Origin of the sequence: Paraburkholderia megapolitana, assembly GCF_007556815.1 — a bacterium.
Classification (GTDB): Bacteria; Pseudomonadota; Gammaproteobacteria; order Burkholderiales; family Burkholderiaceae; genus Paraburkholderia; species Paraburkholderia megapolitana.
Genome location: NZ_CP041745.1, coordinates 2,753,139 through 2,773,187, shown reverse-complemented (window position 1 = coordinate 2,773,187; position 20,049 = coordinate 2,753,139). Strand labels below are relative to the sequence as shown.

Here is a 20,049-nt window from a genome sequence, read left to right as displayed (position 1 = left end):
GCAGGCACGGGCAAGCATGAACCGGCACGATCGGTAAGGCACGACAGGCACCATGTTCCCACTGATCTTCTCCGCACTCGACAGCCTCGTTTCGACGGTGCAGACCACGCTGTACGTCGATATCGTGCAGCCGCTGCTGTTTCGCTTCGATCTGATGGGCTACGACGAAGACACCTACGACAGCCTGTACTGGGTGATCGTCGGGGTGTTCGAGGTGCTGGCGATGTACGCGGTACTGCGGCCGCTCGAAGCGCTGCGTCCGGTCGAGAAATGGGAAAACCGCAAGGCGGTGCGCGTCGACGTGCTCTATACGTGGATCGCGAAGCTCGGCATCCTGAACCTGTTTTTCTTCTTCGCCTTGCAACCGCTGTTCGACCACGTGCAGGGCTGGCTGCGCCTGCATAACATCGCGAACTTCGAGATCGACAACCTGTGGCCCGGTGTCACGACGCAACCGCTCGTGACATTCGTGATCTATCTGCTCGTGCTCGATTTCGCCGGCTACTGGTATCACCGCGGGCAACATCGTGTCGGCATCTGGTGGGAACTGCACGCGGTGCATCACAGCCAGCGCCAGATGTCGCTATGGACCGACGACCGTAACCATCTGCTCGACGACCTGATGCAGGCGTGTTTCTTTGCGGTAATCGCGCTGGTAATCGGCGTTCCGCCGGCGCAGTTCGTCGTCCTCGTTGCTATCACCAACCTTGCTCAAAGCGTCCAGCACGCGAATATTCGTCTGTACTTCGGCCGGTTTGGCGAACGGTTGCTGGTCAGCCCGACGTTCCATCGCCGGCATCATGCGATCGGCTATGGGCACGAAGGCCTGAAGTACGGCTGCAACTTCGGCGTGCTGTTTCCGTGGTGGGACATGCTGTTTCGCAGCGTCTCGTGGAGCCGCGAGATGGAGCCGACGGGGATTCGCGATCAGCTCGACGGCCGGCGCTATGGCGATGGTTTCTGGGCGCAGCACGGGCTTGCCTTCGTGCGGATCGGCAAGCGGCTCACCGCGAAACGGCGCGGGTCCGGCAAGGATGCCGCGGCGGTTTGAGCCAGCGTATGCTGCCGCGCTCGCACGGCTTGCGTCGCCGTGCGGTTTACCGGCTGCGCAGCGAGTGGTTTATCCTGTCCCCTTGACACCTTCATTCAGTTCTTTTCACCGCTTCAATCACCGGCACCGGCTCGCATGAATGATCTGTTGCGCTCGTTCGGGCGCGCGCTGACCAGTGCGCTCCACCCGCGCATGCTCTGGATGACCTTTGTGCCGTTTGCGGCGGCAACGGTCGTGTGGGGCGTGATTCTCTGGTTCTTCTGGCAGACGCTGACCGGCGTTGCGCGCACATGGCTCGATAGCTGGTCGTTCACGACGACGCTGTACGGGCTTTTCAACTGGCTCGGGTTTTCGTCGCTGCATGCGGTGATCGCACCGTTCCTCGTCATCGCGCTCGCCATCCCGCTGATCGTCGTCTCCGTGCTTCTGCTGATCGCCACGCTGTCGATGCCGGCGGTGATCCGGCATCTGTCGCAGCGGCAGTTCGCGAACCTCGAGATGCGGCGCGGCGGCACATGGTACGGCAGCCTCGCGCATTCGCTGTTCACCACGCTGATCTGCCTCGTGCTGCTCGTGGTGACGCTGCCGCTCTGGCTCGTGCCGCCGTTCTTCGCGCTGATTCCGCCGTTGCTGTGGGGCTGGCTCACCTACCGCGTGATGACTTACGATGCGCTTGCGCTGCACGCAAGTGCGGACGAACGACGTGCGCTGATCCGGCGCTACCGGTTACCGTTGCTGCTGATCGGCGTCGCGAGCGGCTTGCTCGGCTCGCTGCCTACCTTGCTGTGGGCATCGTCGGTCTGGTTGATTGTGCTGTTTCCGGTGGTGACCGCAGTGACCATCTGGATCTATGCGTTCATCCTCGTGTTTTCCGCGCTCTGGTTCGGCTACTACTGCCTGCGCGCGCTGCAACGGATGCGCGCCGAAGAGCAGGGCGCCCGCACGACGGCGACCCCTTACTGACTTCTTATCGAGAGGCGGCCATGGCATTTGGCGTCATCATCATCGGCGATGAAATCCTGTCGGGTAGACGTACCGACAAGCATCTGCCGAAGGTCATCGAACTATTGAGCGCACGCGGACTGTCGCTCGAATGGGCCGACTATATCGGCGACGATCCGCAACGTATCGTCGATACGCTGCGTCGTACGTTTGCTTCCGGCGATATCGTGTTTTCGACCGGCGGTATCGGTGCGACGCCCGACGATCACACGCGCCAGTGCGCGGCAACCGCGCTCGGTGTGCCGCTCGAACTGCATCCGGAAGCTTCGGTGCTGATTCAGGAGCGGATTCGCGAGATGCATCCGGCGAACTCCCCGACGCCACTCGATCTCGACTCGCCGGACAACCGGCATCGCCTGAACATGGGCACGTTCCCGCGCGGCGCGTCGATCATTCCGAACGGCTACAACAAGATTCCGGGCTTCTCGGTCGGCGATCATCACTTCGTGCCGGGCTTTCCAGTGATGGCGTGGCCGATGATCGAATGGGTACTGGATACGAAGTACGCGCATCTGCATCACGCGATGCCGCATGCGGAGAAGTCGCTGCTGGTGTTCGAGATGCCCGAGTCGACGCTGACGCCGCTAATGGAGAAGATCGAGCGTGATTTTCCCGGCGTGCGGGTGTTCAGCTTGCCGAGCGTGGGCGATGCGGAGCGCGGTGGCGTCTACGCACGCCGACATATCGATCTGGGCGTGAAGGGCGAACCTGAAGCGGTGGCTGCGGCGTTCGTGAAGCTGCGCGAAGGCGTGCATCAACTCGGCGGCGACATCATTGAGCCGGCGGTGGCCGAGGCGCCGTCTTCGGCAGGCAAGCCGCGCTAGTCAACGTAACGACCGATGCGCTGCGCGGTCGAGCGGCCGGCTGGCCGGCGCCCGCATCATCGGCCTGTCACATCCGGCGCCGAGCATGAGGTGTGAACGCGGCTAAGCAGCCGCGTGTTTCGCCGACACAGTTCAGCGCGTCAAGCGCCGATCCACGGCAAGCCGCGAAAGCACCATCCCGCCACTGTCTTGCGATGCCCCTGGCCATCCTTGTCGCCCTCAAATCCTTCCAGCAGATCGAATGCACGCGTGAAGCCGGCCTCGGTCGCGGCGATCGCGGCGAGCTTCGAGCGCGCCGCGCTACGGCACAGCAGCAGGACGGGGGTATCGGGAGAGGCGACGAGGCGCAGTTGCTCGAGGAATTCCGGATTCGGCACGCCGCCTGGGTAGCGGGTCCATTCGACATGGGCGTACTGACCGTCGCCGATCACCGGGCGGCCGACCCAGTCGAGTTCGGCGCGTGTGCGCACATCGACGAGCCGGGCGCTGGTGTCGAGTTGAAGAAGCTCGAAGGCTTCGGCCGGGGACACGGCGCCCGCATACGGCAACTGGTTCTCGGTACGGCGCCTGTCGGCCTGGGCGTACAGCTGTTCGAGCGTGCTCATGACGGCAAATCTCCTTCGGACCAAAGGAGCATTCTAGCTCGCGGAAGGTTGCGGCATCAGTGGGTCGTCGGGTCGTGAAAACGCGGCTCGTTGTTTTGTCGTGGCGCCGAAGACGTTGCGGGGAAGCGGTCAGGTAAATGCGTTAAAGTGGTGCATATTTTCAGAAATGCACTAATGTGGTGTTCAATAGTGGCGCGCGCTTTGGGGATGCACCGCGATAGTGCTTCTTCGCTATCGTCGCCGCGATGGCACGCTGCACGGAGCCCTGCCGGTTCCCCGCAAACGCGCGTCGGCAAACGCGCTGCGCCGCTTTGGCGCATGTGTGGCATGGAAGCTGCTTTATTGGTGCCGATCGATTCAATCATGGGCCGTAACCTTGATTCGCTGCTGTCAGGATCAGGTGGACGTACCGGGATGGGTCAGCTAGATTTGGGCGGCGGCTCGATCCGCCGAATTCGTTAATCAGGAGATAGGTTATGAGTAAATCCGTGGCCGACGTCATGCAAATCGTCAAAGACGAAGACGTCAAGTTTGTCGACTTCCGTTTCACCGACACGCGCGGCAAAGAGCAACACGTTTCGGTGCCGGTGTCGGCATTCGACGAAGACAAATTCGAAAGTGGCCATGCGTTTGACGGTTCTTCGATTGCCGGCTGGAAGGGCATCGAGGCTTCGGACATGCTGCTGGTGCCGGACGCCGACACCGCGTTCATCGACCCGTTCTACGAAGAATCGACGCTCGTGCTGACCTGCGACGTCGTCGAACCGGCAGACGGCAAGGGCTACGAACGCGATCCGCGCTCGCTCGCGAAGCGCGCCGAAGCCTACCTGAAGAGCTCGGGTCTCGGCGACACCGCGTACTTCGGTCCGGAACCCGAATTCTTCATTTTCGACTCGGTCCAGTGGAACACGGACATGTCGGGCAGCTTCGTGAAGATCGGTTCGGAAGAAGCGCCGTGGTCGTCGGCGAAAGAATTCGAAGGCGGCAACACGGGTCACCGTCCGGGCGTGAAGGGCGGCTACTTCCCGGTCGCACCGGTCGATTCGTTCCAGGACATCCGCTCGGAAATGTGTCTGCTGCTCGAGCAGATCGGCATTCCGGTCGAAGTGCACCACCACGAAGTGGCGGGTCAAGGCCAGAACGAAATCGGCACCAAGTTCTCGACACTCGTGCAGCGCGCCGACTGGACGCAGCAACTGAAGTACATCGTCCATAACGTCGCGCACACGTATGGCAAGACGGCGACGTTCATGCCGAAGCCGATCGTCGGCGACAACGGTTCGGGCATGCACGTGCACCAGTCGGTGTGGAAGGACGGCCAGAACCTGTTCGCAGGCAACGGCTACGCCGGCCTGTCGGAATTCGCGCTGTTCTACATCGGCGGCATCATCAAGCATGCTCGCGCGCTGAACGCAATCACGAACCCGACGACCAACTCGTACAAGCGTCTCGTGCCGCACTTCGAAGCACCGGTGAAGCTCGCCTACTCGGCGCGCAACCGTTCGGCATCGATCCGCATTCCGCACGTGTCGAGCCCGAAGGGTCGCCGTATCGAAACGCGCTTCCCGGATCCGATGGCGAATCCGTACCTGTGCTTCTCGGCGCTGCTGATGGCCGGTCTGGACGGCGTGCAGAACAAGATTCACCCGGGCGAAGCCGCCGACAAGAACCTGTACGACCTGCCGCCGGAAGAGGATGCAAAGATCCCGACCGTGTGTGCCGGCCTCGATCAGGCGCTCGAAGCGCTCGACAAGGATCGCGAGTTCCTGACGCGCGGCGGAGTGTTTACCGACGCGATGATCGATGCGTACCTGGGTCTGAAGGAAGCCGAACTGCAACGCGTGCGTATGACCACGCACCCGGTCGAGTTCGAACTGTACTACTCGCTGTAAGCGGCGATGGCGCTTCGCCTGCTACGCAAGCGAAGCGCGCGCCCGACGCTCGCGATCGGTGACGAAGGGACGGCGGCGCCGTCCCTTTTTTGTTGCGCTCAAGCGAGCTGTATTGCTTCATGCAGTTGCTTCACCTAAGTCACTACACTGCTTCATACCGGCCAGACTGAACGATGGTTCTGAAGAATCTGATCAAGGCGAGAAAGGGACATGCGGAGGCGCTGTCCGACGACCCGCAACTCGTCGACTCCGGCCTGCTGACGGGTTTCGAAGCGTTGCCGACCGTCGTGCTCGTGCTCGAGAAGCGCACGCTGCGGGTGGCGTTTGCGAATCCGTCCGCGGAAGCGATGCTCGAACTGTCGCGGCGTCAGCTCAGGCAGATGGCGTGGCCCGATATTTTCACGAACGCCGACGAACTCGTCGCGACGATCGCATCGATCGCGGCGCAACGTTTTCATGCGACGCATCTCGACGCGGTGCTCGAACGCACCGCACACGAGCCGCTGCATGTGCATGCGATAGTCGGCTTCCTCGAGAGCGCACCTGACTACGTGCTGCTCGAACTGTTCGAAAACGAGCGCCATATGCGCTCGGATCGCGAAGAGCGCATTCACGATCTGACCGCGGTCAACAAGCAGTTGATCCGCAATCTTGCCCACGAAATCAAGAATCCGCTCGGTGGGATTCGCGGGGCGGCGCAGTTGCTCGAATTCGAACTCGGCGCGCGCGAGCGCGACGAACTGCGCGAATACACGCAGGTGATCATCAAGGAATCGGACCGGCTGCAGACGCTCGTAGACCGTCTGCTGGAGCCGCACCGTCATCCGCATGTGGTTGGCGACGTGAACATTCACGAAGTGTGCGAGCGTGTGCGCGCGGTGATCATGGCCGAGTTTCCACGCGGCCTCACGATCGAGCGCGACTACGACGTGAGCGTGCCGGACCTGCGCGGCGACAAGGAACAACTGATCCAGGCGCTGCTGAACATCGTACGTAACGCAGCGGAAGCGCTGCGTGAACGGATTTCGCAAGGCGATGCGCGTATCGAGTTGCGCACGCGTATCGCGCGCAAGGTGACCGTTGCAAAACGCCTGTGCAAGCTGGCACTGGACTTGCATATCATCGACAACGGCCCAGGCATTCCGAATGAGATTCGCGACCGTATCTTCTACCCACTCGTTTCCGGGCGCGAAGACGGCAGCGGTCTTGGTCTCACACTGGCGCAGACCTTCGTGCAACAGCACGATGGACTGATCGAAGTGGAGAGCCGCCCGGGGCACACCGAGTTTCAGATTTTGCTGCCGCTCGACTGCTAGAACCAACGCCTCTCAAGACTTCTGACCGACCTATATGAAGCCGATCTGGATAGTAGACGACGATCAATCGATACGCTGGGTGCTCGAAAAAGCACTCGCCCGCGAGAACTTCGCGACGCGTAGTTTTGCCAACGTCCGCGAAGCCGCGGGTGCGCTCGATCACGATAGCCCACAGGTGCTGGTCTCCGATATCCGCATGCCTGGCGGCTCGGGGCTTGAACTGCTGCAGACCGTGCGCGACAAGGTGCCGGGTCTGCCCGTCATCATCATGACCGCGTTCTCCGATCTCGACAGTGCGGTTGCCGCGTTTCAGGGCGGGGCGTTCGAGTATCTGGCCAAACCGTTCGATGTCGACAAGGCGGTCGAACTGATTCGCCGCGCCGTCGACGAGAGCATGCGCGGCGAGCAGACATGGGATGAGCGCGTCGCCGATGCACCCGAGATGCTCGGCCAGGCACCGGCGATGCAGGACATGTTTCGCGCGATCGGCCGCTTGTCGCACTCGGCGGCGACTGTGTTGATCACCGGCGAATCGGGCAGCGGCAAGGAACTCGTCGCGCGCGCGTTGCATCGTCATAGCCCGCGCGCGAACGGACCGTTCATCGCGCTGAATACCGCGGCGATTCCGAAGGATCTGCTCGAGTCGGAACTGTTCGGTCATGAGCGCGGCGCGTTCACCGGTGCCCAGGCGATGCGCCAGGGCCGCTTCGAACAGGCGGAAAACGGCACGCTGTTTCTCGATGAAATCGGCGACATGCCGTTCGATCTGCAGACGCGCCTGTTGCGCGTGCTGTCCGACGGGCAGTTCTATCGTGTCGGTGGACATAACCCGCTGCGCGCGAATGTGCGCGTGATCGCGGCTACGCACCAGAATCTGGAATCGCGCGTGCGTCAGGGGCTGTTTCGCGAGGATCTGTATCACCGGCTCAATGTGATCCGTTTGCGTCTGCCGGCGCTGCGCGAACGCAATGAAGATATTCCGTTGCTCACGCGACATTTTCTGCAGAAGAGCGCGCGCGATCTCGGTGTCGAACCGAAGCGTGTCTCCGACGAAGCTTTGGCTTACCTCACATCGCTGACGTTTCCGGGCAATGTGCGGCAGCTCGAGAATCTCGCGAACTGGCTGACCGTGATGGCGCCCGCGCAGACGATCGAGATCAAGGATCTGCCACCCGATCTCGTGCCGGGGCATGCGGGCAGTATCGAGAGCAGTGGGTTGATCGGCGGGGATGCGACGGGTGGTGTTGCGGGCGGTATAGGGTCGCCCGCCATCTCGACGAACGGCTCGGGCGGTGTGCCGCTGATGGGCGGAGTGGCAGGGACCGTATCCGCGACGACGCCGGTTAGCGTGTGGGAAAACGGCTTGCGCACTGAAGTGGCGAGAATGCTGCGCGAGAATTCCGCCGACGTGATGGATGAACTGTCGCGCCGGTTCGAAGCGGCAGTGATTCGCGAAGCACTCGATTTCACGCGCGGTCGTAAGGTCGAAGCGGCGGAACGGCTCGGTATCGGTCGCAATACGATTACGCGCAAGATTCAGGAACTGCATCTCGAGCCGTGATGTTTGCGGTGGCGTGCGCGTGCACTGTGTGTGCACGTCGCTCGCTCATGCAGACGCGGCGCGGGCCGCAATGGACCCGTAGCGGCTTCTGCTTCTAGTCGATCTGCGCGACTACCGGCGTGTGATCGGACGGCTGGTCCCACTTGCGCGGCGTCTTGTCGATGTCGCAGAACGTGCAGGCCGCGGCGAGCGGCTTCGACAGCAGGATGTGATCGATGCGTAGCCCCGCATTGCGGCGGAACGCGAGCATCCGGTAATCCCACCACGAGAATGCCTTGTCGGGCTGGTCGAACAGACGAAACGCATCGACGAGTCCGAGTTCGATGAGCCCCACGAATGCGGCGCGCTCTTCGGGCGAGACCAGATTCTGTCCTTCCCATGCTTGCGGATCGTGCACGTCGCGATCGTCGGGGGCGATGTTGTAGTCGCCGAGCAGCGCGAGCTTCGGATACTGCGCGAGTTCCTGAACGAGCCACGTGTGCAGTGCTGCGAGCCAGCTCAGCTTGTACGCAAACTTCTCCGTGCCCGGCGCCTGACCATTCGGAAAATACGCGGAGATCACACGCGCGCCTTCGATGGTCGCGGCGATCACGCGTTGCTGCGGGTCTTCGAAACCAGGAATATTGCGCACGACGCTCACGTCGTCCACGTTCAAACCGTCGCGCACGAGAATGGCCACACCGTTGTAGGTCTTCTGTCCCGCGAACCAGCTTCGATAGCCCTTTGCTTCGAACTCCGCGCGCGGAAATTTCTCGTCGGGCATCTTGAGTTCCTGCAGGCACAGGACGTCGGTCTGGCTCGTTTCGAGCCAGTCGAGCACGTGTTGCTGGCGGACTTTTAGGGAGTTGACGTTCCAGGTGGCGATTTTCATGAATAACTCACATCCTTGCGGGGCAAGGGTTTAAGGGGGATTCCCTGTCGTCTCAGGCTTGGACTGCCCGTCTGGCTGGTCATTCTCGGGCCGGGAGAAACCGGGTAGGCCGATGGTCACGCATCTTATCGCGCGAGACACATGACTGCGAGGGTTGCAGCGGTTTGCCGTCGAGCGAGCCCTGATTGAGAAGATCACTTAAAAGGCCTACAATAGGTCTTTTAGATGATCTCTTGGGAAGCGCCATGGAAGCCATTCTTGCAGATCAATCGGTTGGGATTTCCGAGCTGAAGGCGAACCCGACCGCCGTCGTGGAACAGGCGCACGGCCAACCGGTTGCGCTGCTGAATCGAAACAAACCGATCGCCTATATCGTGCCTGCCGCGCGCTGGGAAAAACTGCTCGACATGCTCGACGACATCCAGCTCGCCCAGATCGTGAAGGAGCGTGAGAGCGAGCCGCGGGTCAAGGTGGACATCAATGCCGTATGAACTCGATTTCGCCGAAAGTGCAGCGAGGGAATGGGGGAAGCTGGATTCGACGGTCAAGAGGCAGTTCGCCAAAAAGCCGACGGAGCGCCTTGAGAATCCGCATGTTCCATCTTCTCGTCTGCACGACATGAAGGACTGCTACAAGATCAAGCTTCGTGCAAGCGGATATCGTCTAGTCTACCGGGTCGAGGATCGAACGGTTACGGTGTTCGTCATCGCCGTTGGCAAGCGGGAGAAGAACAGGGTGTATGTCGACGCGCAAGACAGATAGCATTGGCGAGCGCTGCGTTCGGATCAAAGTTGTCCGGCTCTTTTACTTGCCGCTTTTTTTGAGGCATCCGTACGCTGCAAGGTCGAGCACCAAAATAATTGCCAGATTCGTTTGACGCATGCCACATGCGTCAGTACAATTCGCTTCCTCTGACGCGGGGTGGAGCAGTCTGGCAGCTCGTCGGGCTCATAACCCGAAGGTCACAGGTTCAAATCCTGTCCCCGCAACCAAATTGACAAGCGAACCGCCGGCGACGATCAACAGTCGTTGTGCGGTGCTTTCATACCCGGTGCAGATTCCGTTGCTTAAGGCAACGATCTGAGTAACACCGAAGAGTCGCGCGACGTTTTTTGCTTGCGTGTCTCACACCTCCTTATGTTCTCCCTGCAGATCCAGTATTGCGCCCGTCGAAGCACCGGTCGCTAACCACCCACAATTCAATATTTGAAAAATCACGCATCACCGACTGATGTCGCCGGCGCGCAAGCACGTCTCGAACAATTCTCTTACACTGACTTTTTTATCTTTTCGTCTCGGCCGTTTTTGTCTACTGTTCGTATCGAGACACAGCCACAAACGTGAGTTCAATGTTGGTCCGTCAATCTAGGCGGACCAGGCGACTCGCGATCAAGCCTCACATGCAACAAGCATCATAGCTACGCCAGTCAACCAAAGATTCGATAAGTACCCGTTGCTGCTACTAAAACAACCTTCTCGGGGTGTGCAGTTAGCGGCACTTTGCCGGCAGCTCGCAGCACAGGCGAGCTACCAGAGGCAGAGGCGCCATCGATGAACGTCAACGATTGGGCGGGCATGCATGGACTATCTGATCATCGGAGCGGGACCGGCCGGACTTCAGCTTGGCTATTTTCTCGAGCGGGCGGGCAGGGACTACCAGATTCTGGAAGCCGGCGCGCAACCCGGAACTTTCTTCACGCAATATCCGCGGCACGGGCAGTTGATCTCGATCAACAAGGTGCACACCGGGACCACCGATCCCGAACTGAATCTCCGGATGGACTGGAATTCCCTGCTGTCCGACAATCCCGATCTGCTCTTCACCCGTTACTCGCCACGCTATTTCCCACCATCGAAAGACATGGTGCGGTATCTTGCCGACTTTGCGACGACCTTTTCGCTGCGTATCCAGTACAACACGCGCGTCACTCGCATCAGTCGCGAGGGCGATTTTGTTGTTACCGACGAGCAGGGCCACGAGTACCGCGCGAAACGCCTGATCGTGGCGACGGGTGTATCTGAAGCCAACGTCACCAATATTCCAGGTATCGAGACTGTCGAGCAGTACGCCGACGTCTCAGTCGATCCCGCCGATTTCGTCGATCAGCGCGTATTGATCATCGGCAAGGGCAACTCCGCTTTCGAAACAGCCGACAACCTGATGGAAACCGCTGCGGTGATTCATGTGGCCGGTCCAAGCCCGGTGCGTTTCGCGTGGCGCACGCACTACGTGGGACATCTGCGGGCGGTGAACAACAATCTGCTCGACACGTATCAGCTGAAATCGCAGAACGCCATACTCGACGGCAACGTCGTGCGCATCGACAGGCGTGACGACGGTGGGTATCGGGTGATCTTCAGTTTCTCGCGCGCCGGCGAGGTGAAGAAGGATCTGCCTTACGACCGCGTGATTGCTTGCACTGGCTTTCGTTTCGGCTCTTCCATTTTCGACGACAGTTGCCGGCCCGAGCTGGTCATCAAGGACCGCTTCCCGGCACAGACCGCCGAATGGGAGTCGACCAATATTCCCGACCTTTATTTCGCCGGCACCTTGATGCAGGTGCGCGACTTCAAAAAGTCGACGGGCGGCTTCATCCACGGGTTCCGCTATGCCGTGCGGGCGCTGCATCATATGCTCGAGCGCAAATATCACGACGTCGAATGGCCGCACCGCGAACTGTCGCAAGATCCCCGTCAACTGATGGAAGCGGTGATCGCGCGGGTGAATCGCACGTCGGCGCTGTGGCAGCAATTCGGTGTGATCGGCGATGTGATCACCGTGCAACCGGGTGGTGGCACACGGTATTACGAAGAGCTATCCGTCGACTATCTGCATCAGAGCGATCTCGCCGCTGCCGACTGCTATTTCGCGATCACGCTTGAATACGGTCCCGACCACGACAAGGTGGATCCTTTCGACATCACGGTCGGGCGGATTACGCAAAACACCGTTGAGCGCTCGCACGAAGGTCAATACCTGCATCCGGTCGTGCGTCGTTATCGTCGCGGCGAACTGGTCGCCACTCACCACGTGACCGAGAACCTCGAAAACGACTGGATTGCGCCGATGCATCGCGATCCGCTCGAGGCGTTCTTCGCACGCGAGCTGGGTCCGGCTGCCGAGATGGCCGCCTGAGCGCGAGGATACCTGGCGATGGAGTCGCTGACATTGCGCGAGCTCGAGGCCGAGGCGAATCGACGCCTCGAGCCTGCGGTTGCCGATTACTTTTCCGGTGGCGCCGGCGACGAGCTGACCGTCCATGCAAACGAGAGCGCGTATGCGCGGATCGGTCTCGTCCCACGCGTGCTGTGTGGCGCGGGCGACCCGGACCTGTCCACCGCGTTGTTCGGTCAGCGCATCTCGATGCCGGTGCTGATTGCGCCTACGGCGTTCCACCGGTTGGCGCATCCCGACGGCGAATGCGCGACGGCACGGGCCGCGCATACCGCGGACACGATTCTGATCGCATCGATGGCGTCGACCGAGGCCATCGAGAGCGTCGCAGCTGCGGGCAACGGCAAGCTGTGGTTTCAGCTCTACTTGCAGCCCGACCGGAAGTTTACGGAGTCGCTGGTGCGACGCGTCGAAGCAGCCGGTTGCACCGCGCTCGCAGTCACCGTCGATTCACCGGTGTTCGGCAGACGCGAACGCGACATCCGCAACGGTTTCACCGATCTGCCCGCAGGCATGTATTGCGAGAACCTGCGCGATGCGGATAGCGCACCTGGCGCTCCAGTGCGCAACATTGCGTTTTCTACTGCGCTGTCGTGGAAGGATGTCGAGTGGCTGCGCTCGATCACACAGTTGAAGATTCTGCTCAAGGGCGTGGCTCATCCCGCCGATGCGCAAATGGCGCTCGCATGCGGCGTCGATGGTTTGATCGTCTCTAACCACGGCGGTCGTCAGCTCGACACGATCCCCGCAACGATCGAACTGCTGCCGGACATCGTCGACGCCGTGGGTGGGGCAGTCCCGGTGCTGGTAGACGGCGGTATCCGGCGCGGCGCCGACGTCGTCAAGGCACTCGCTTTAGGGGCGACGGCGGTCGCAATCGGGCGGCCGATACTCTGGGGCTTAGCCATCGACGGCGCCGATGGAGTTGCCACCGTACTGCACATGCTGCGCGCCGAAGTAGAGCGCACGCTCGCGCTATGCGGCTGTCATTCGCCAAAAGAACTCAACCGGGATTTCCTGCGCTTCGAGCGCCGGGAGGAAGCATGGCAGCGGCACTAGGCATCGTGTTGGGTTTCGCAGTGTTCGCCAGTATTCCGTGGTGGCTTCCACAGCGTGTGCTCGCGCTGAGGGCGCGTATCTTTGTACGCATCAACGGCGAAGAAGGTATCGCCGTTCCCGGACCGACGGTCAGCGCCGCGCAGTTCATGCAGGTCTATTCGCATCCGGCCGCCAACGGCCGCAGCAAGGGCGCGGGCTTGTCCGATCTGTTCTGGTACTGGCTCTCGCCGGGACCGGAGATTCATCAGGAGCATCTCGAAGCGGGCGCGCGCTACGACGAAGTCGCGCGAGCAACGCGGCAGTTTCTGGCGCTGCCGAAGGTCAATGCCGAAGAACTCGCGGCGCGTTGCGCCGAACGTGCCTATGCCGACCTGTCGGGCAAAAACATGGTGCTGGTGCGCTTGCGCAATCTGATGATGTCGGTGTGGGCCGACTTCTATTACCAGTTGGTGTTCGGCGAACCTTGTACGCCGACAGCGCGCAAGCTGATCGTCGACAACGCCGACGACGTCGTCACCGCGCTCAAATGCTGCGGTCTGCGTCACATGAAAAAACGCGAGCGACTGACGGCTTTCCTGATCGAGAAAATCAAAGCCGGCAAGTTGACGAATCCGCTTCCCGACGGACTCTCCATCGACGAACAGGCGTTGTACCTGCAAGGCGTCTTCTTCAATACGGCCATCGTGCAGATGTCCGAGGCGATGACCCACCTGATCCTCGCGATCGCCCAGCACCAGGAAGTCCAGCAGGCACTGGTCGATAACGATCACGACAATCACTACCTCGATCAGGTGATCGCCGAGACGTTGCGCGCGTTTCCGCTGTTCGGCATCGCTCACAGAATCGCCACCGCCGATATCGCCGTCGACGATCACACGACGATTTCGCAAGGCTCGGTACTGTGCTTCAACTACAGCGACTATCAGCGCACCGGATTCGACGATCCCGAACGCTTCGATCCGACGCGATGGAATGGCCTGTCGAAGCGGGACGCGACTTACATCCCGTTCGGTGTAACGGCGAACCGGCCGTGTCCGGCCCAGGCCGTGGCGATGGTAACGATGCGCGCCGCTGGCCGCGAATTGCTCAAGCGCTTCGCGTGCTATTCGTCGGCCTCTCACACCCGTTCAATTCCGCATCGCGGTCCTTGCCTGCTCGTCGCGAGAGGCGGCGCGGAACATCCGCGCGTGCGTTCCGGCGTGCTGGCGTTCATGGCGCTACGCGATCGCTGGGAAGACGTGTGGCGCAGTCTGCTGCAACTCGTGCTGGGCACCTGGATGGTCTGGCACGCGCGACGACTGCGTCTGTGTCAGCGGCATTTCGAGGCGGCGCGTTGTCCTGTGCACGCCGATACGCGTTGAGTACTCGAAGCGAAGCATAAAGACGTCCCACCCTTAAACGGTGCCAGTCTCATGAACGACTCAGACGTGTTCCTTCTCGCGATGCTGATGATCTTCGCGATTCCCTATCTGGTCTGGCGGATCGTCAGGACCGACTCGTACGCGCCACTGGTGGTCGTGCAGATCATCGCAGGCATTCTGTTGGGGCCGGGCGTGCTGGGCGCCGTTTTCCCCGGCTACTACAGCCTCGTTTTCAGCCCGCATGTGATTGCGGCGCTGAACGGCATCGCGTGGTGGGCAGTGATGATTTTCGTCTGGATCGCCGGTATCGAGCTTGATCTGAAGCAGGTGTGGAAGCACCGCCTCGACACCAGCGTTACCGCGTCGCTGGCGCTCGGGATGCCGTTTCTGCTGGGCTGCATTGCCGCGGCCGCGATGCTGAAGCTCGGTGTCTGGAGCGGTGTGGCAGGCAAGTCATGGCAGGCCACCTTCGGCATCGGCATGGCCTGCGCGGTGACAGCGTTGCCGATCCTCGTGCTGTTTCTCGACCGGCTGGAAATACTGCGCTCGCCGTTCGGCCAGCGCGTGCTGCGCTATGCGAGTTTCGACGACGTCGCGATCTGGGGCGTGCTCGCGCTGATCCTGCTGGACTGGAATCGCGCGGGACGGCAACTGGTTTTCCTCATCGGCTACGCGGTTGCAGCCTACGCGATACGCAAGCTGATGGCGCGATTGCCCGAGCGCGACCGCTGGTACGTCGGACTGGTCTGGCTGGCAGCGAGTGGCCTCGCTGCCGACTGGTCCGGCCTGCATTTCATGGTCGGCGCGTTTCTCGCGGGGGCGATCCTCGATTCCGACTGGTTCGACAGAAAGCAGATGGATCTCTTTCGAGACGGCGTGCTGCTATCCATCATGCCGGTGTTCTTTCTGAGCACGGGTCTGCGAACGAGCTGGAACATGCATGGCGGTGCGGTGCTGATCCTTGCCGCGGTCCTGCTGCTTGCCTCGGTGGTCGGCAAACTGCTCGGCGTGCAACTTGCCGGCAAGATCCTGAAATGGCCGCGTGGCGACGCTTACCGGATTGGCTGGCTGCTGCAGACGAAGGCGCTGATCATGATCATCTTCGTCAATATCCTGCTCGATAAAGGCATCATCGATCATCCGACGTTCACCGCGCTCCTGCTGATGGCTGTCGCCAGCACGATGCTCACGATGCCGATGCTGGCGGCGAAGCGGGCCGGGTCGGTGGTCGACGCTGTAGAGGCGGGTTAGAAATCCTCAGAACGGAGCGCTACACCATGACTACCGATTTCGATCCAGCACTGCTGCAACGTTGTGCCGAGGGTATGACCGACGGTCGGCTCGCGGATGCGGACATGCAGTCGCTGCGTCACTGGTGGAAGCCGCAACGCGAGCGGGCCGCGGAACTCGTCGAATTGTTTGCGGGCCTTCCGATCGAAGCATGGTCTGACGCGATCCTCTCGCATCGCTCGCACCGTCACCCCTGGTACGACTGGCTGGCGACGAAAGTGACCTTGCGCGAGTTCGCGACGTTCATGCTGGAGAATCGCTACTTCCCTTCGTTTTTACTGCTGGTTGAGCGCGTGATGCAGGCTCAGGTCTGCGATGTGGCGCGTGATGCGTTACAGCGCAATATCGACGATGAAAGGCTGCCGGTGCCGCACGCGGATCTGATGCGGCGCCTGATGCTCGCGCTTAAGGCAAAGGCAGGCGATGGGCTTGTGCTCGACAGCTACCCGAGCCTCGCCGACCGCACGCTGATCCTTCACTACGGCTACTACTGCGACCCGTGGTGTCTGGTCGGCGCGCTCTTCATGATCGAAACGATGGCGCTGCACCGGATGCAGAAGATGAACGAGGGTCTGCGCCGACTGGGTCTGAACGAACACGAACTCGAGTTCGTCAGCATCCATCTGACCTGCGATGAACATCACGCGCGTGAGTGGAGCGAATGTGTGATTCAGCCGTCGGTCGAACTGCAACCGCAACGGCGCCTGGCTATCGCGGAGGGCATCGCGGTTGCGCTCGAAACGATGGATCGCTATCTGGACGATCTGGTGACACGGGCTGCTTCGCGGCGCGCTGCGGCGACAACCGTCTAGGCGGGGTCATTTGCGATTTGCAGCGCGTCACAACGTGTCTTCGGATATCGCCCAGTCGACCGCCGCCTGCGCATGCAGCGCGGTTGTATCGAACACCGGCAGCGCGGAATCTTCAGGCTTGATCAGCAGTGTTATCTCCGTGCAACCGAGTATCACTGCCTGCGCGCCACGCGCCGCAAGATATTCGATCACGCGTTGATACGTAGCCCGCGAATGCGCATCGATCGTGCCGTGGCACAGTTCGTCGTAGATGATGCGATGCACGTCCGCGCGGCCTTGTTCATCGGGGATCACGGTATCGAGACCATAGCGTTCGCGCAGTCTGCCCACGTAGAAGGTCTGTTCCATCGTATAGCGCGTGCCGAGCAGACCCACACGTTCGATGCCCGCGCGACGTAGCGCCGCACCGGTTGGATCGGCGATGTGCAGGAACGGCACATGGATCGTCTGTTCGATCGATTCGCACACGCGATGCATCGTGTTCGTCGCGAGCATCACGATGTCGGCGCCACCCTGTTCGAGTTGCCGTGCGGCATCGGCCATCTGTCGACCGAGCGAGTCCCAGTCATCGGCGCGCTGGTCGGCCTCGATCGTCGCGAAATCGACGGTCACCATCAGGCTGCGTGCGTTGTGGTGACCGCCCAGTCGCGCTTTCGCGTAGCGGTTCAGCAGCCGGTAATACTCGGCCGACGATTCCCAGCTCATTCCACCGATCACGCCGATTGTTTTCATCTGTCGATTCGCTCGTCAGTCGTGTATCGGCGGAGTATAAGACCCGCCGCGCCGTGCACGGCGGTACAGATTCTGCGCCGGACGCCAGTACGCGCTTGCCGGAGAGTCGCTCCCGCAGGTATTTGCTCCTGATGCCGTTGAATTTCTTGACATCGTGAATTTGGCTTCATAAATTCGGCTCGACTGAATCGTCATTTTTTCTGGCGGTTCCACGGCAACGATGCCGTGCTACACATGAAAGGCTATGCAGCCCCCGAACTTGCGTCCAACGCTGGTTCGGGGGCTTTTTGCTTTTGGGAGAAGAAATGATGGCGTTGCAGTACAACCCCGCAGAACGCGGCGTCGAAGGCCTGGTCGTCGCATGTGTTCAGATGGAACCTCAGGTCGGCAGGAAGCACGACAACGTGGCGCAATGCGTCCGGTACATCGAAGTCGCTGCGAATCACGGTGCGTCCCTGGTGGTGTTGCCGGAGCTGGCCAATAGTGGCTATGTGTTCACCGATCGCGCCGAGGCATTCGCGCTGGCCGAACCCCTGCCAGAGGGGGAAACCGCGCAATTGCTTGCTGAGACGGCGCAACGTCTCGGTGTCCATATCGTCAGTGGAATCGCCGAGCGGGCAGGCAATCAACTCTACAACTCTGCAATCCTGACCGGCCCGGCGGGTCACGTCGGCGTCTATCGCAAGCTGCATCTCTGGAATAACGAACGCCTCTTCTTCGAGCCGGGCGACCTGGGTGTTCCAGTCTTCGACACACCGTTGGGACGAATCGCCATCGCAATCTGCTACGACGGCTGGTTTCCCGAAACATACCGGCTTGCTGCCATGCAAGGTGCGGACATTGTTTGCGTGCCGACCAACTGGGTCCCGATGCCGGCACAACCGGACGATCGTCCCGCCATGGCCACGACGCTCACGATGGCGGCCGCGCACAGCAACGGCGTAGCGATCGCATGCGCAAGCCGCATCGGCGTGGAGCGTGGTCAGCCGTTCATTGGCCAGAGCCTGATTGTGGGGGGAGACGGATGGCCTGTCGCGGGCCCGGCCAGTGTCGATCGAGAAGAAATCCTGTATGCCGCAATCGATCTTGCGCGAACCCGTTCGGAACGCACGCTGAACGCTTTCAATCACGTGTTGCAGGATCGGCGTGCGGACGTGTACGACCCCATGCTGGGCACGGGTTGGCCGGCCTCATGCGTGCGAGGCATGCCTGTATGAAACGCAAGAATTTTATTCGACCACTGTGAGGAAAAATCCATGACTCCGTTCAACAGCCTCATCCCTGGGGCCACCGTAGCGCTCGTCGCTGCCTGCATGTGCACGAGCGCGCTCGCTGCCGATCCGATCAGGATCGGCGTAGCAGTGGGACTCTCAGGTGCAAACAGTGTGGTCGCTCCAGCCGTCGTGCAGTCGTCGCAACTCGCTGTCGACGAAATCAACGCTTCGGGTGGGATCATGGGCCGGCAGGTGCAGCTCGACATCACCGACGACGCATCCGGTGCAGTCGGCGCGCAGAAAGCGTATGACACGCTTGTGTTCCAGAAGAACGTCGACGCGATCATATCCATGGAAACGAGCGCCGCGCGCAACGCAGCGCTGCCGATCGTGGCGCGCGGCAAGAAGCCGTTCGTGTACACGTCGTTTTATGAGGGCCGTTCGTGCAGTCCGTGGATGTACGTCAACGGCTGGGTACCTGAGCAGCAGGTCGCGCCGGTGGTCGATTACTTCGCGAAAAGCAAAGGCGCCAGGACCTTCTATCTGGTCGGCAACGACTACGTTTTCGGCCGCGGTATGCTGGGATTCACCCGAAAATACATCGAAGCGCACGGCGGCAAGGTAGTTGGCGAAGAGTACTTGCCGATCGATGGTACCGACTGGACGCCGATTCTTTCCAAGATCCGTTCGGCGCATCCCGATGCGCTGATCAGTGCGACAGCCGGCGGTGCGCCTAACGTGTCGCTCGCCAAACAGCTGAGAGGCTCCGGCATGACGTTGCCCTATGGCAACCTGGCGATCGACGAAGGCACCGCGAAGAGCATGGGTGACGTCGCCGCGGGCATGTACATGTCGGGTTCCTATCTGACGGGTATCGATACGCCGGGCAACAGGAAATTTCTCGCGGCCATGGACAAAAAATTCGGCAAGGATCTGAAGACGCCGAACGAGTTGTCCGAGCCCCAGTACGAAGCCTTCTTCCTGTACAAGGCGGCGGTCGAAAAGGCGGGCTCCACCGATGCCGACAAGGTGATCAAGGCGCTGGGCGAGGTGTCGTTTGACGGACCGCGCGGACCGGTGAGCATGAACAGAAGCCGGCATACATCTCTTGCCATGCGTCTCGGCCAGATTCAGCCGGACGGTTCGGTCAGTATCCTGCAGACCTTCCCGAACGTGGATCCGGGTGCCCAGTGCCCGAACATCAAGTAGACGCAACTGGACACACAACATCCGCCGGATGCGTATCGACCGGTGGCGTACAGGCGGATGGGACTGGAGAAGAAA

At 61.0% G+C, this 20,049-nt stretch carries 18 protein-coding genes and 1 tRNA gene; 16 read left to right on the top strand and 3 right to left on the bottom strand.

The window, feature by feature from the left end; translation table 11 throughout:
• Positions 1 to 52 precede the first annotated feature (52 nt).
• The 3 genes from FNZ07_RS25620 (at position 53) to FNZ07_RS25610 (ending at position 2,877) form a co-directional block, all read left to right on the top strand.
• The gene (locus FNZ07_RS25620) at positions 53 to 1,051 is read left to right on the top strand and encodes a sterol desaturase family protein (RefSeq protein WP_091014400.1); all 999 of its coding nucleotides are present in this window, start codon (positions 53 to 55) and stop codon (positions 1,049 to 1,051) included.
• 135 nt (positions 1,052 to 1,186) lie between these two features.
• Complete coding sequence (locus tag FNZ07_RS25615) at positions 1,187 to 2,014, top strand: EI24 domain-containing protein (RefSeq protein ID WP_091014398.1); 828 nt, start codon at positions 1,187 to 1,189, stop codon at positions 2,012 to 2,014.
• 20 nt (positions 2,015 to 2,034) lie between these two features.
• Positions 2,035 to 2,877 (top strand): competence/damage-inducible protein A, encoded by an 843-nt coding sequence (locus FNZ07_RS25610; protein WP_091014396.1) that lies wholly within the window; start codon positions 2,035 to 2,037, stop codon positions 2,875 to 2,877.
• 140 nt (positions 2,878 to 3,017) lie between these two features.
• Here the strand turns inward: FNZ07_RS25610 and FNZ07_RS25605 are convergent, their stop codons facing one another.
• Positions 3,018 to 3,482: a rhodanese-like domain-containing protein gene (locus FNZ07_RS25605; RefSeq protein WP_091014393.1), complete on the bottom strand. Its 465-nt coding sequence runs from the start codon at positions 3,480 to 3,482 to the stop codon at positions 3,018 to 3,020.
• Positions 3,483 to 3,958: 476 nt separating this feature from the next.
• Between FNZ07_RS25605 and glnA the strand changes: the two genes are divergently transcribed.
• The 3 genes from glnA (at position 3,959) to ntrC (ending at position 8,251) form a co-directional block, all read left to right on the top strand.
• Positions 3,959 to 5,374 carry a type I glutamate--ammonia ligase gene (glnA, locus tag FNZ07_RS25600; protein WP_091014389.1) on the top strand — a complete coding sequence of 472 codons (1,416 nt, stop codon included), beginning with the start codon at positions 3,959 to 3,961 and terminating at the stop codon, positions 5,372 to 5,374.
• 173 nt (positions 5,375 to 5,547) lie between these two features.
• Positions 5,548 to 6,690, top strand: coding sequence for a nitrogen regulation protein NR(II) (gene glnL / locus FNZ07_RS25595; RefSeq protein WP_091014387.1), 1,143 nt, complete (start codon positions 5,548 to 5,550; stop codon positions 6,688 to 6,690).
• Positions 6,691 to 6,724: 34 nt separating this feature from the next.
• The gene (gene ntrC / locus FNZ07_RS25590; protein ID WP_091014384.1) at positions 6,725 to 8,251 is read left to right on the top strand and encodes a nitrogen regulation protein NR(I); all 1,527 of its coding nucleotides are present in this window, start codon (positions 6,725 to 6,727) and stop codon (positions 8,249 to 8,251) included.
• A gap of 94 nt (positions 8,252 to 8,345) precedes the next feature.
• Here ntrC and xth read toward each other — a convergent pair whose 3' ends face one another.
• Positions 8,346 to 9,122 (bottom strand): exodeoxyribonuclease III, encoded by a 777-nt coding sequence (gene xth / locus FNZ07_RS25585; RefSeq protein ID WP_091014381.1) that lies wholly within the window; start codon positions 9,120 to 9,122, stop codon positions 8,346 to 8,348.
• 245 nt (positions 9,123 to 9,367) lie between these two features.
• On the opposite strand from xth, the gene FNZ07_RS25580 reads away from it, so the two are divergent.
• From FNZ07_RS25580 to FNZ07_RS25545, 8 genes are all read left to right on the top strand, one after another.
• Complete coding sequence (locus tag FNZ07_RS25580) at positions 9,368 to 9,613, top strand: type II toxin-antitoxin system Phd/YefM family antitoxin (protein ID WP_091014378.1); 246 nt, start codon at positions 9,368 to 9,370, stop codon at positions 9,611 to 9,613.
• Positions 9,603 to 9,884 (top strand): type II toxin-antitoxin system RelE family toxin, encoded by a 282-nt coding sequence (locus tag FNZ07_RS25575; RefSeq protein WP_091014375.1) that lies wholly within the window; start codon positions 9,603 to 9,605, stop codon positions 9,882 to 9,884. The genes FNZ07_RS25580 and FNZ07_RS25575 overlap by 11 nt, the downstream gene beginning before the upstream one ends.
• A 153-nt stretch (positions 9,885 to 10,037) precedes the next feature.
• Positions 10,038 to 10,114 (top strand) — tRNA-Met (locus FNZ07_RS25570).
• A 587-nt stretch (positions 10,115 to 10,701) separates the two neighbouring features.
• Positions 10,702 to 12,258, top strand: coding sequence for an NAD(P)-binding domain-containing protein (locus FNZ07_RS25565; protein ID WP_091014372.1), 1,557 nt, complete (start codon positions 10,702 to 10,704; stop codon positions 12,256 to 12,258).
• Between the two features lie 18 nt (positions 12,259 to 12,276).
• Positions 12,277 to 13,356: an alpha-hydroxy acid oxidase gene (locus FNZ07_RS25560; RefSeq protein WP_091014369.1), complete on the top strand. Its 1,080-nt coding sequence runs from the start codon at positions 12,277 to 12,279 to the stop codon at positions 13,354 to 13,356.
• Positions 13,341 to 14,717: a cytochrome P450 gene (locus FNZ07_RS25555; RefSeq protein ID WP_091014366.1), complete on the top strand. Its 1,377-nt coding sequence runs from the start codon at positions 13,341 to 13,343 to the stop codon at positions 14,715 to 14,717. The genes FNZ07_RS25560 and FNZ07_RS25555 overlap by 16 nt, the downstream gene beginning before the upstream one ends.
• Positions 14,718 to 14,768: 51 nt before the next feature.
• Positions 14,769 to 15,968 carry a cation:proton antiporter gene (locus FNZ07_RS25550; RefSeq protein ID WP_091014362.1) on the top strand — a complete coding sequence of 400 codons (1,200 nt, stop codon included), beginning with the start codon at positions 14,769 to 14,771 and terminating at the stop codon, positions 15,966 to 15,968.
• A gap of 26 nt (positions 15,969 to 15,994) precedes the next feature.
• Entirely contained in the window at positions 15,995 to 16,819 is an 825-nt protein-coding gene (locus FNZ07_RS25545) for an iron-containing redox enzyme family protein (RefSeq protein WP_091014359.1), read from the top strand.
• Between the two features lie 27 nt (positions 16,820 to 16,846).
• Here the strand turns inward: FNZ07_RS25545 and FNZ07_RS25540 are convergent, their stop codons facing one another.
• Positions 16,847 to 17,551: an aspartate/glutamate racemase family protein gene (locus FNZ07_RS25540; protein WP_091014355.1), complete on the bottom strand. Its 705-nt coding sequence runs from the start codon at positions 17,549 to 17,551 to the stop codon at positions 16,847 to 16,849.
• A 305-nt stretch (positions 17,552 to 17,856) separates the two neighbouring features.
• Here FNZ07_RS25540 and FNZ07_RS25535 point away from each other — a divergent pair, with 305 nt between their 5' ends.
• Positions 17,857 to 18,768 carry a nitrilase family protein gene (locus FNZ07_RS25535; RefSeq protein ID WP_091014352.1) on the top strand — a complete coding sequence of 304 codons (912 nt, stop codon included), beginning with the start codon at positions 17,857 to 17,859 and terminating at the stop codon, positions 18,766 to 18,768.
• Between the two features lie 39 nt (positions 18,769 to 18,807).
• Positions 18,808 to 19,974 carry a substrate-binding protein gene (locus FNZ07_RS25530; RefSeq protein WP_091014350.1) on the top strand — a complete coding sequence of 389 codons (1,167 nt, stop codon included), beginning with the start codon at positions 18,808 to 18,810 and terminating at the stop codon, positions 19,972 to 19,974.
• Positions 19,975 to 20,049: the final 75 nt, after the last annotated feature.

Excerpts from the sequence above, each read along its gene's own strand:
- FNZ07_RS25620 (WP_091014400.1), top strand. The coding sequence starts at position 53 with ATGTTCCCACTGATCTTCTCCGCACTCGACAGCCTCGTTTCGACGGTG.
- FNZ07_RS25615 (WP_091014398.1), top strand. The coding sequence starts at position 1,187 with ATGAATGATCTGTTGCGCTCGTTCGGGCGCGCGCTGACCAGTGCGCTC.
- FNZ07_RS25610 (WP_091014396.1), top strand. The coding sequence starts at position 2,035 with ATGGCATTTGGCGTCATCATCATCGGCGATGAAATCCTGTCGGGTAGA.
- FNZ07_RS25605 (WP_091014393.1), bottom strand. The coding sequence starts at position 3,482 with ATGAGCACGCTCGAACAGCTGTACGCCCAGGCCGACAGGCGCCGTACC.
- glnA (WP_091014389.1), top strand. The coding sequence starts at position 3,959 with ATGAGTAAATCCGTGGCCGACGTCATGCAAATCGTCAAAGACGAAGAC.
- glnL (WP_091014387.1), top strand. The coding sequence starts at position 5,548 with ATGGTTCTGAAGAATCTGATCAAGGCGAGAAAGGGACATGCGGAGGCG.
- ntrC (WP_091014384.1), top strand. The coding sequence starts at position 6,725 with ATGAAGCCGATCTGGATAGTAGACGACGATCAATCGATACGCTGGGTG.
- xth (WP_091014381.1), bottom strand. The coding sequence starts at position 9,122 with ATGAAAATCGCCACCTGGAACGTCAACTCCCTAAAAGTCCGCCAGCAA.
- FNZ07_RS25580 (WP_091014378.1), top strand. The coding sequence starts at position 9,368 with ATGGAAGCCATTCTTGCAGATCAATCGGTTGGGATTTCCGAGCTGAAG.
- FNZ07_RS25575 (WP_091014375.1), top strand. The coding sequence starts at position 9,603 with ATGCCGTATGAACTCGATTTCGCCGAAAGTGCAGCGAGGGAATGGGGG.
- FNZ07_RS25565 (WP_091014372.1), top strand. The coding sequence starts at position 10,702 with ATGGACTATCTGATCATCGGAGCGGGACCGGCCGGACTTCAGCTTGGC.
- FNZ07_RS25560 (WP_091014369.1), top strand. The coding sequence starts at position 12,277 with ATGGAGTCGCTGACATTGCGCGAGCTCGAGGCCGAGGCGAATCGACGC.
- FNZ07_RS25555 (WP_091014366.1), top strand. The coding sequence starts at position 13,341 with ATGGCAGCGGCACTAGGCATCGTGTTGGGTTTCGCAGTGTTCGCCAGT.
- FNZ07_RS25550 (WP_091014362.1), top strand. The coding sequence starts at position 14,769 with ATGAACGACTCAGACGTGTTCCTTCTCGCGATGCTGATGATCTTCGCG.
- FNZ07_RS25545 (WP_091014359.1), top strand. The coding sequence starts at position 15,995 with ATGACTACCGATTTCGATCCAGCACTGCTGCAACGTTGTGCCGAGGGT.
- FNZ07_RS25540 (WP_091014355.1), bottom strand. The coding sequence starts at position 17,551 with ATGAAAACAATCGGCGTGATCGGTGGAATGAGCTGGGAATCGTCGGCC.
- FNZ07_RS25535 (WP_091014352.1), top strand. The coding sequence starts at position 17,857 with ATGATGGCGTTGCAGTACAACCCCGCAGAACGCGGCGTCGAAGGCCTG.
- FNZ07_RS25530 (WP_091014350.1), top strand. The coding sequence starts at position 18,808 with ATGACTCCGTTCAACAGCCTCATCCCTGGGGCCACCGTAGCGCTCGTC.